The 10,397-nt window shown below is 69.5% G+C and carries 7 protein-coding genes; 4 read left to right on the top strand and 3 right to left on the bottom strand.

The window, feature by feature from the left end:
- Nucleotides 1-317: iron-sulfur cluster assembly protein (locus tag AC6EUL_RS16810; protein WP_499871437.1), on the bottom strand; the 317-nt coding region annotated here is incomplete at its 3' end.
- Between the two features lie 447 nt (nucleotides 318-764).
- Here AC6EUL_RS16810 and AC6EUL_RS16805 point away from each other — a divergent pair.
- Nucleotides 765-2,048: a GGDEF domain-containing protein gene (locus AC6EUL_RS16805; protein ID WP_056379393.1), complete on the top strand. Its 1,284-nt coding sequence runs from the start codon at nucleotides 765-767 to the stop codon at nucleotides 2,046-2,048.
- Between the two features lie 65 nt (nucleotides 2,049-2,113).
- Entirely contained in the window at nucleotides 2,114-2,617 is a 504-nt protein-coding gene (locus AC6EUL_RS16800) for a pyridoxamine 5'-phosphate oxidase family protein (protein ID WP_056221034.1), read from the top strand.
- 291 nt (nucleotides 2,618-2,908) lie between these two features.
- On the opposite strand, the gene AC6EUL_RS16795 is transcribed toward AC6EUL_RS16800, so the two are convergent.
- Entirely contained in the window at nucleotides 2,909-5,071 is a 2,163-nt protein-coding gene (locus tag AC6EUL_RS16795) for a molybdopterin-containing oxidoreductase family protein (RefSeq protein ID WP_499871434.1), read from the bottom strand.
- Nucleotides 5,072-5,495: 424 nt separating this feature from the next.
- Here AC6EUL_RS16795 and AC6EUL_RS16790 point away from each other — a divergent pair, with 424 nt between their 5' ends.
- Nucleotides 5,496-6,788 (top strand): nicotinate phosphoribosyltransferase, encoded by a 1,293-nt coding sequence (locus AC6EUL_RS16790; RefSeq protein WP_056271641.1) that lies wholly within the window; start codon nucleotides 5,496-5,498, stop codon nucleotides 6,786-6,788.
- Between the two features lie 6 nt (nucleotides 6,789-6,794).
- Here the strand turns inward: AC6EUL_RS16790 and AC6EUL_RS16785 are convergent, their stop codons facing one another.
- Complete coding sequence (locus AC6EUL_RS16785; RefSeq protein WP_499871431.1) at nucleotides 6,795-7,835, bottom strand: methyl-accepting chemotaxis protein; 1,041 nt, start codon at nucleotides 7,833-7,835, stop codon at nucleotides 6,795-6,797.
- Nucleotides 7,836-8,419: 584 nt separating this feature from the next.
- Between AC6EUL_RS16785 and AC6EUL_RS16780 the strand changes: the two genes are divergently transcribed.
- Entirely contained in the window at nucleotides 8,420-10,372 is a 1,953-nt protein-coding gene (locus AC6EUL_RS16780) for an AI-2E family transporter (protein ID WP_499871429.1), read from the top strand.
- The last annotated feature ends 25 nt before the right edge of the window (nucleotides 10,373-10,397 follow it).

Genomic DNA, 10,397 nt, shown 5'->3' with positions numbered 1-10,397 from the left:
GGACGGCCGGGGGCGGGCGGCTGCGGAGGGGCGGCTTGCGGGGCGTTCTGGGCCGGCTGGTTCGGGCCACGCTCGGAGGTCAGGCTGGCGAACACGCCCGAGACCCCCGGCGTCGCCAGGATCGCGCCCTCGGCCCGGCGCCGGATCGGCTCGAAGCGCTCGGCCTCGCTGGGGTCGATCAGGATGGAGAACATCACACGGTTGGTCGGATCCACCACCACCTGGGACAGGCGCCCGGAGGCGGGCAGGGTGGTGCCCGCGGCATCGACGGTCACCGTCGAGAGCACCTTCAGCACGTCGTCACGGGTGATCGCCAAGGTTCGGGCTCCTGGCCGCGTCCGGCCGGAGAGCCGAGGCGCGGCGACAAACGGGGGATCGCGGACGCTGCGGCCTCGGCCGGCCCACCCGCGACGAACCCATGCGACAGCACAGGCGGTGCCGGAGTGCAAGCGCTTCCCTGATCTGCCGGGGGCGAGACCCCTGGTCGCGGCGGGGGCCGGAACATGCCGGGACGGGGCGCCGCGCCCGGGGTTTCCACGGAGGCGTTCAGGTTTCGCTAGGCATGAGTCGACGGGACGGCCGCGGTTTTGGGTCCGCGCGGCCCGCCGCAACGTTCGATGCAACACAAAGAGACCGCCCGGCGGCGGTCTCGCCCGTTGCAGGAACGCTCATTCGTGTACGCCTGGATCCGATACAGGTTTTCCGACCCCGCGCGGCCAGCGAGACGGCACCCGCGCGGCGACGTCGCTCAAGGCGACCTGACCATGAGCCCGTATCTCCTGCGGTTCTCCCGGCCCGTCTCGGCCCGCTACGAAATCGATACCGGCCGGGAACGGGCGCTCCATCTGCGCCGGACGATCCTCATCGGCCTCGTCTTCCACAACGCCTACAACCTCACCACCGCCCTGCTGATGCCGGGCATGCTGCCCCTGGCGATCGGCCTGCGGCTGTTCCTGGTCACGCCCCTCGGCCTGCTGCTCGCCTGGTCCGTCACCCGGATGCCGGGGCCGCGGCGCGAGCGCATGGTCACCGCCACGATGCTGCTGGTGACGGCGGTGCCGATCCTGCTGTTCAGCCTGGAGCGGGAGGCGATGAGCGCCATCTGCTACATCGAGTACCCGCTCATGATGGTGTTCGCCACCATGATGCTGGTGCTGCGCTTCCCCCATGCGCTCCTGCTCACCGGCCTCAGCGCGGCGGCCTCGTTCGCGAGCATCGCCCTGCGCACGGATCTCGCCCCGGAGCTCGCCCTCTGCCTCGCGTTCCAGACCCTGGCGGGCGCCTTCTTCGTCCTCTACGGAAACCACCAGATCGAGGGCGTGCGCCGCCGGGCCTACCTCGTCTCCCTGCGCGAGATCCTGCGCTCGGCCGGCCTCGAGCAGGATCGCCGGGTCCTGACCGTGCTGTCGGAGACGGATGCCCTGACGGGCCTCGCCAACCGCCGCGCCCTCGATGCCGCCCTGGCCAGGACGGCCCGCCAGGCGCGGGGCACCGCCCTGCTGATGATCGACGTCGATCACTTCAAGCGCTTCAACGACGCCTACGGCCATCCGGCCGGCGACGCCTGCCTGCGCCGGATCGCGGAAGCCATCGCGGGGGAGACGCGCGGCGGACGCGACTGCGTCGCCCGCTACGGCGGTGAGGAGTTCTCCGTGCTCATGCGCGGATGCGACGCCCGGTCCGTCGCCCGGGTGGTCCGACGCCTGCGTGCCGGCATCGCCGGCCTGCAGATCCCGCACGTGGCCCGGGGCGACGGCCATCCCTTCGTCACCGTGAGCATCGGCGTCGCCGTGGTGCCAGCCGGACGGACGACGTCCCCGGCCGAACTCCTGGCCGAGGCGGATGCCGCCCTCTACGAAGCCAAGGGCCTGGGCCGGAACTGCCACGTGGTCCGAGTCATCGGCGACGCGGCCGTGATCCTCGATGACCGCCGCCTCGGCCGGCTCGGCGCGATGCGTCGCAAGCCCGCCCGGACGTCGCCCCCGGCCGCGCTCGCGCCGCCGGCGCCGGCCCGCCTCTCCGAAACCAATGCGGTCCTGGCTCGTTGAGCCCACGATCCGGTTGCTGATGATCGCGCCGGAAACCCTTTCGACGAGTTGGAGACTGCGATCCCATGCACCAGGGCAACCACCGCGACCACGAGGGCGCCAAGAAGCTGTTCGCCCTCATCAAGGACGTCAAGGTCGCGATGATGACCACCGCCGACCAGGACGGGAAGCTCTACAGCCGCCCGATGTGGTGCCAGGAGGCGGACGAGAACGGCGACCTGTGGTTCTTCACCAAGCTGCACTCCCCGAAGACCGCCGAGATCAGCAAGGACAACCAGATTAACCTCGCCTACTCGGATCCGTCGAGCCAGACCTACGTCTCGATCGCCGGCAAGGCCGAGATCGTCACCGACCAGGCGGTCATCAACGACAAGTGGAGCGAGAGCCTGAAGACCTGGTTCCCCAACGGGAAGGAGGATCCCGAGGTCGCCCTGCTGCGCGTCCATCCCGAGAAGGGCGAATACTGGGACAGCCCGAACGCCACGATGCTGCACATCTACGGCTACGTGAAGGCCGCGCTGACCGGCGAGTCGCCCAAGACCGAGACCAAGAAGGTCGACCTTGCCTGAATCGGACGCCCGTGTCGTACCGGAGGGCGGCGTGCCGAAGGGCGCGCCGCCCTCTTGGTTTGTAGGGTGCCGTCTGCGGACAGGCATCGCGCCGGAACGACCGCGTGGCCCGGCCTCATCCCGGGGGCGGGCAGGGGAGCCGCGCCGGGCCAACCGGCGACGGGCACGCGGGCTGCGTCCCTGCCGATTGCCGGGAAATCCGGCACGCGGGCTGCGGCGCGAAAGACAAGCGTCCCGTGGGACGTTTGCGCGCCTCGGTTCGAGGGGTCGCCCCGCTCGCCGGCGACGCCCTCAATTCGCCCGCGCGACCTCGACGAGATTGTCCGAGAAGGACGGTGCGTGGCCCATGTCGGTGAAGGCCCCCGACGAGATGCTGTTGACGGTCCCCTCGTTGAGTTGGCGCCAGTAGCCCAGCGTCGCGACCACGATGCCGGCCTTCACGTCGTCGGTGATGCGCGCCACGCCCTTGAAGGCGCCGCGATCGTTGGCGACCTGGACCCGGTCGCCGTCCCGGATGCCGCGGACATCGGCGTCGTGCTGGCTGATCATGACGAACTGCTCGCCCTGGCCCTTCTGCTTGTCCTCCATGTTCGCGTAGCAGGAGTTCAGGAAGTAGTGGCTCTTGGGCGAGACGATGTTGAGCGGGAAGCGCTTGGCCAGCTCCGGATCGTTGGTGTGGGACTCGCGCGGGCCCAGGTAGTCGGGCAGCGGGTCGAGAGCCTCGCCGGGCTGGAAGCCCTCGTACATCTGACGGAACGGCGGGGCGACGAAGTTCGTGGCACCCTCGACCATCAACATGCACTTGCCGGTCGGCGTCGGGAAGTTGCCCTCCTTATGCGGCGCCCGGTCGTCCGGCGTACCGACCTTGAGTCGGGCGAAGCCGTGCGCGCGCATGTACTGGAGGTCGATGCCCTCGCAGGCCGGGGCGTTCCAGTCGACGTAGTGCTCCAGGCACTCCGTGTCGGTCCACTTGAAGTTCTCTTCCTCGAAGCCGAGCCGCGCGGCGAGCTGACGGAAGATCTCGTTGTTCGGGATCGCCTCGCCGGGCGCGTCCGCACACTTGGTGTTGTAGGTCAGGTAGAGGTGGCCCCAGGACAGGATCATGTCCTCCATCTCCGCCCCCATCGTGGCCGGGAGCAGGATGTCGGCGTAGGAGGCGGTATCCGAGATGAAGTGCTCGGCGGAAACCATGAACAGGTCCTCGCGCATCAGCCCTTCGACGATCTTGTCGGTCTCGGGCGCCTGCGTGACCGGGTTCGAATTCCAGCACATCATCGACATGATCGGCGGGTCGAGCTTCATCTCGCCGGTGAGCGCGCGTCCGATCTGCAGGTTGCTGACGACGCGGGTCCCCTCGGGGATCAGGTCGGGCCGGCACATGACGTCGAACTTGTAGGGGTGCTCCCAGACGCCGAACTGCGTGACGCCGCCGCCGACGTGGCGCCAGGCGCCCGTGAGCGCCGGAATGCAGGTGACGGCACGGATCGTCTGGCCACCGCCGTAGTGGCGCTCCAGCGCCACGCCCATGCGGATGCCCACGGGCTGCTCGGTCGCCATCTCGCGGGCGAGCTTACGGATCTCCGCGGCCGGGACGCCGGTGATTGCGGCGGCCCATTCCGGCGTGCGGGTGCTGGCCCGCTCCTTCAGTTCCTCGAAGCCGACGGTGTGATTGTCGACGTAGTCCTGGTCGACGAGGCCCTGCTCGATGATGGAATTGATCAGCGCCATGGCTAGCGCCCCGTCCGTGCCGGGCTTCGGCGCGATGTGCCAGTCGGCCGCCTTCGCCGTGCGCGAGGCGTAGGTGTCGATGACGACGACCTTGGCTCCCTTCTTTTGGGCGTCCTTGACGATAGCCCAGTGGTGTAGGTTCGTGCTGACCGAGTTGCAGGCCCAGATCACGATGTACTTGGAGTGGATGTAGCTGTCCGGGTCGAGGCCGGCGGTCGGGCCGACGGTGAGGAGCCACGCCGTGCAGGACCCCTCGCCGCAGAAGGTCCGCTCCATCACCGTGGCGCCCATCCGGTTGAAGAACGCGTCGCCGCCGTTCAGCCCGTGCACGAGACCCTGGTTGCCGAGATAGCTGTAGGGCGCGATGGCCTGCGGCCCGTGCTGATCGATGATCGCCTTCCAGCGCGTCACGATGGTGTCGAGGGCCTCGTCCCAGGTGATGCGTTCGAACTGGTTGGAGCCCTTCGGCCCGACCCGCTTCATCGGGTAGAGAAGCCGGTCCGGGTGGTAGTGGCGCTTCTCGTAGTCCTTCAGCTTCACGCAGAGACCGCCCCGGGTCATCGGGTGATCCGGGTTGCCCCGAACCCCGATGAGTTCGCCGTCCTTCACCTCGAACAGCATCGAGCAGGTGTCGGGGCAATCGTGCGGGCAGCCGCCGAAGAAGGTTTCGGTCAGGCTCTCGGCCTCAGCGACGATCAGGGAGTCGGGCTTGACGATCTCGTTCATGTGTCCTCCACGGCCGAGCGTCCCGTCTTATTGTTCCTGACGAGCCGGCCCGATGCCCGGGCAGGATGCACTCAAGTGCGAACAATTCCAAATTCCGTTTCGGCCAAGAATCCCGTTTCGGCCACGCATTCCATTTCGGTAAAGACGGGATCGCGCTCGGACCGAGATTCTCGTCCGCGCCGCGCTGCGAGGCGGCGAGGTCAGGTCGCGGGCAGTCGTTGAGAACCTACCCTCAGCGTGGAGCACCGGTGACGTGGATGCCGCCGCGGCACCCGCCATCGCCCGAACCGGCCGGGTCGCCGCCTCGCCCACAGCCGCCCCCCCAACCGCTTCGTGTCACCGATTGACTCGGCCCGCGGTGCCGTGCGCCTCTGCGGCCGCGCGGACGCCCGGGGGCGCCGCCTGAGGGGCCGTGATCCGAACCATGCTCGATCTTGCCACGCGGGTGTACAACCACAGCTTCAAGATCGACCCGATCGTCCGGTCCCTGCTCGACACGGACTTCTACAAGCTCCTGATGGCGCAAACGATCTTCCGCCGCCATCGCGACGCCCGCGTCACCTTCGGCATCCAGAACCGCTCGCGGCAGGTGCGGCTGGCCGCGTTCGTCGATGCCGGCGAGCTGCGCGAGCAGCTCGACCATGCCCGCTCGGTGCGCCTGAGCCGGGGCGAATCCACCTGGCTGCGCGGCAACACCTTCTACGGCCAGCGCCAGATGTTCTCGGCCGACTTCATGGACTGGCTGGAGGGCTTCCGCCTGCCGGACTACGAGCTGGAGGCGCGGGACGGGCAGTACGTCCTGACCTTCCACGGCCCCTGGCTCGAGACCACCATGTGGGAGGTGCCGGCCCTCGCCATCCTCAACGAGCTGCGCACGCGCGGCGTCGTGCGCCACCTCGGCAAGCTCGACCTGCAGGTGCTCTATGCCCGGGCCATGACCCGGGTCTGGGAGAAGATCGAGCGGCTGCAGCGCCTGCCCGGCCTGTCCATCGCGGATTTCGGGACCCGGCGCCGCCACGGCTTCCTGTGGCAGGACTGGTGCGTCGAGGCGATGCACGAGGCCCTGGGCGACCGCTTCCTCGGCACCTCGAACTGCCTCATCGCCCTGCGCCGCGAGGTCGAGGCGGTCGGCACCAACGCCCACGAGTTGCCGATGGTCTACGCGGCGCTGGCCGACGACGATGCGGGCCTCGCCCGCGCGCCCTACGCGGTACTGGCCGACTGGCAGCAGGACTACGCCGGTAACCTCCTGGTGATGCTGCCCGACACCTACGGCACCACGGGCTTCCTGGCGAATGCCCCCGACTGGATGAACGCCTGGACGGGCATCCGCATCGACTCGAAGGAGCCGATCGCGGGCGGCGAGGAGGCCATCGCCTGGTGGCGCTCCCGGGGCTCCGACCCGCGCGAAAAGCTCGCGATCTTCTCCGACGGGCTCGACATCGACACCATCGAGGCGATCCACGCCCATTTCCACGGCCGGATGCGGATCGGCTACGGCTGGGGCACACTGCTCACCAACGACTTCCGCGGCCTGGTGCCGGACGGCCGCCTCGACCCGATCTCCATCGTCTGCAAGGTGATCGCCGCCGACGGCCGGCCCACCGTGAAGATCTCCGACAATCCGTCGAAGGCGATCGGCCCGGCCGAGGAGATCAAGCGCTACACCCGCGTCTTCGGCGCCGCGGGGCAGGCCGCGATGCCGGTCCTGGTCTGAGCGCGCTCACTCCGGCGTCTGGACGATGACACCGTACCAGCCGAGGCCCGCATAGGTCTCGTAGCCCGGCGTGCGGTGGAAGGCGACGATCCGGCCGGTCCGGGGATCCTGGTCGGCGCCGCTCAGCCGCCCGCCGGCGGCCAGCGGCAGGGTTTCCTCCAGGACGCCGCACCCGTCCGAGGCGGCGATCACCCGGTTGCGCGCGTCGACGAGGAGCACGCGGGTTCGGGCCCGGTCCTCCTGCGCCACCCGCACGCCGTCGACGATGGCCCGGGCCTGGGCCTGCCAGTCGAAGTGGATCGCCAGGACGCCGATCGGCCCGGCCCGGCTGTCGCCGTCCGCGCGGACGCTCGCGCAGTAGGTCGCCACCTGCGCCCCGCCGAGACCGGGCTGCACCATGACGTCGGCGGCGACGTAGGCCTCCCCGTCGGGGAGGGCGGCGGCGCGCCGGAACCAGTCCTGGTCGGCGACGTTCCGGCCGATGAGGCCGGGATAGCGGTTGGGGCGTCCGTGGGCGATCACGTTGCCCTTCAGGTCGCAGAGCCAGAGGTCCAGGTAGACCGTGTAGGCGTCGAGGATGATGCCCAGCCGCCGGGTCGCGTGGGTGGCGGCTTCCGGGCTTGGTTCCGCCGCGCAGGCGACCAGGGCCGCGTCGGTGGCCCACCAGCGCACGTCGCAGGTGCGCTCGTAGAGGTTGCGGTCGATGAGTTCGACGGCGTTGAGCGCGAGGTCGATCAGCCGTTGGGTCTGGGACTCGTCGGCGAAGCTCCGGACCCGGACCTGGAGCCCGGCGATGCGGTTCGAGAGCTCGACCTCGAGGGCGCGGGCGACGGTCTCGACCTCGGCGCCGATCGCACGCACCTCCTGCGCCACCACCGAGAAGCCGCGGCCCATCTCGCCGGCCCGGGAGGCCTCGATCAGGGCGTTGAGGGCGAGCATCTTCACCTGGCCGGTGATCGACTGGATGCGCCGGCTCTTGTCGGAGGCGATGCGCTGGAGCGCCGCGATCTCGGCGGCAATGCCCCGCAGGTTGGTGGCATCGGCCACGCCGGGTCCCGTGCCAGCATCACTCGCCGTGTCGTGCACACCTGCCTCCAGCCATCGTCGGACGGGCCCCGTCCCCTCGCTGTCGAACACCGTACGCAACCAAGCTTAGAGTTCCATTAAAGCCAATCGCTGCGCCTGCACATCCCAAAATAGACTCCGAAATTATCTTATGTTTAGCGCAGGTATCCCAATACAGACATAGAATTCGCGCAGTCCAAGCACGTCTCCATGCGGCGTCGAACACGATCGGCCCATCCTCCCCGGGCGCGATCAGGTCAAACCGCCCTCGGCGCAAGACACGCCCGAGGATCGACGAAGCGCTCGTCCTCCCGCTGGAACCCGAACGTTCAGGATGACGGCGTCCAGGCGGACGGATACGCGGCAACCCCGGGCGGACGGCGCGAAGACCGGTGCGGCGCCGCCGCTCAGCTATGCATCGGAGGCAGGCTCAACCCGCCTCGATCACGGTTTCGCGACGAGATGAACCCCCGGGAGGGATCGATTCGCGCGCGCGGGTCGTTCTCACCGCGTCGGTGCCGGCCACGTCGGCGGCCCGCGCGTCGCGTCTCGAACACGGAATCGGAATGGCCCTGCGATCCCCCCCGAAGCCGTCCCTCGTCCCCCCGCGACCCACGCGCATCGCGGCCGCCGGCACGCCGACCCAGGCCGTGACGTCGCCGATCATCGTCGCCGCCCTGATCATGGTGGGACTGTATGTCGGCCGCGACGTCCTCATCCCGATCGCCATCGCGATCCTGCTCTCCTTCGTCCTCGGCCCCCTGGTGAACCTGCTGCGGCGCTGGCATTTCGGCCGCTTCCTCTCGGTGGCGGCCTCGGTCCTCCTGGCGCTGGGCACCGCCGCCGCCCTGGCGACGCTGATCGGCGTGCAGCTCGCCGACATCGCCAAGGACGTGCCGCGCTACCGCAGCACGATCGAGCGCAAGATCGAGGGCCTCAACGACACGCCCGCCGGGCGCCTGGCCGGCTACGTCGCCAGCATCGGCCGGACGATGCACGAGAGCCACGAGGAACCGAAGCCCGAAACCAAGCCGGAATCCCAGGCCAATCCGGCCCCGCCCGAGAAGGCGATCCTGGTGGAGGTCAAGGAGCGCGTGCCGGGACCGGTGACCATGGCGGGCACGCTGATCTCGCCCATCCTGCACCCCCTCGCCACCATCGGCATCGTCTTCGTGGTGCTGCTCTTCCTGCTGATGCAGCGGGAGGACTTGCGCGACCGGATGATCCGGCTCGCCGGCTCCAGCGACCTCCACCGCACCACCGTGGCGATGGACGACGCCGCCAAGCGCCTCAGCCGCTACTTCCTGGTCCAGCTCGGCCTCAACGCCTCTTTCGGCCTCGTGGTCGGGATCGGGCTGTACCTCCTCGGCGTGCCGAATCCCGTCCTGTGGGGCATCTTCTCGGCGCTAATGCGCTTCGTGCCCTATGTGGGCGCCTTCGTGTCGGCCCTGTTCCCCCTGGCGCTGGCCGCCGCGGTCGATCCCGGCTGGTCGATGGTGATCGGGACGCTGATCCTGTTCCTCATCCTCGAACCCCTGGTCGGGCACTTCATCGAGCCGATGCTCTACGGCCAGTCCACCGGCATGTCGCCCTTCGCGGTCCTGGTCTCGGCGCTGTTCTGGACCTGGCTCTGGGGACCCGTCGGCCTGCTCCTGTCCACGCCGCTGACGGTCTGCCTCGTGGTGCTCGGGCGCCACGTGGACAAGCTCGAATTCCTCGATGTCCTGTTCGGCGACCGGCCGGCCCTGACTCCGGTGGAGAACTTCTACCAGCGCATCCTGGCCGACGACCCGGAGGAGGCGCAGGAGCATGCCGACCTCATCCTGAAGACCTGCTCGCTCACCGCCTATTACGACGAGGTGGTGGTGAGGGGCCTCGAGCTCGCCGCCCGGGACGCCGCCCGCGGCGTGCTCACCACCGAGCAGAAGAACGACATCCGGGCCAGTGTCGGCGGACTGATCGAGGAGATGGCCGACCGCGACGACCTGCGCGGCGACACCGAGGCGAAGGCCGACCCCGACGCCCCGCGCCCGGACCCGGTGCCGGAAGCCTGGCGGCCCGACGGCACGGTGCTGTGCGTCGCCGGGCGCAGCTTCGTCGACGAGGCCGCCTGCGCGATCCTGGCCCAGCTCCTCGCCAAGCGCGGGATCGGCACCCGGGTGGTGCCGTTCGCCGACGTGGCACGGGCGCGGATCGACGCCTTCGATCCCGGCCCGGCAAAGCTCGTCTGCATCGTGTCGATGGCGATCAGCGGCGAGCCCACGCACCTGCGCCGGCTGGCCGACCGCCTGCACCGCAAGCTCCCGGGCGCCTGCTTCGTCCTGGGCTTGTGGCAGGCGGACGATGCCAGCCTCGACGAGGCGACCCGGCGCCGGGCGGTGGAGGCCGACATCCACGTGTCGTCCCTGAAGGCCGCTGTGGAGGCCGTCGTGGCCGCCGCGCACGGGACCCGTCGTCCGGCCGACGAACCGCCCGCGGTCGGGACAAAATTCGCCCCGGTCCAACCGATGCCGGTCTGACGGCACGGTTTTGGGCTTGACCGCC

The organism is Methylobacterium sp. 001424705 (assembly GCF_059816145.1).
The sequence above is the reverse complement of the archived record's forward strand: the minus strand, read 5'-3'. Positions and strand labels throughout refer to the sequence as shown.

Excerpts from the sequence above, each read along its gene's own strand:
- AC6EUL_RS16805 (WP_056379393.1), top strand. The coding sequence starts at position 765 with ATGAGCCCGTATCTCCTGCGGTTCTCCCGGCCCGTCTCGGCCCGCTAC.
- AC6EUL_RS16800 (WP_056221034.1), top strand. The coding sequence starts at position 2,114 with ATGCACCAGGGCAACCACCGCGACCACGAGGGCGCCAAGAAGCTGTTC.
- AC6EUL_RS16795 (WP_499871434.1), bottom strand. The coding sequence starts at position 5,071 with ATGAACGAGATCGTCAAGCCCGACTCCCTGATCGTCGCTGAGGCCGAG.
- AC6EUL_RS16790 (WP_056271641.1), top strand. The coding sequence starts at position 5,496 with ATGCTCGATCTTGCCACGCGGGTGTACAACCACAGCTTCAAGATCGAC.
- AC6EUL_RS16780 (WP_499871429.1), top strand. The coding sequence starts at position 8,420 with ATGGCCCTGCGATCCCCCCCGAAGCCGTCCCTCGTCCCCCCGCGACCC.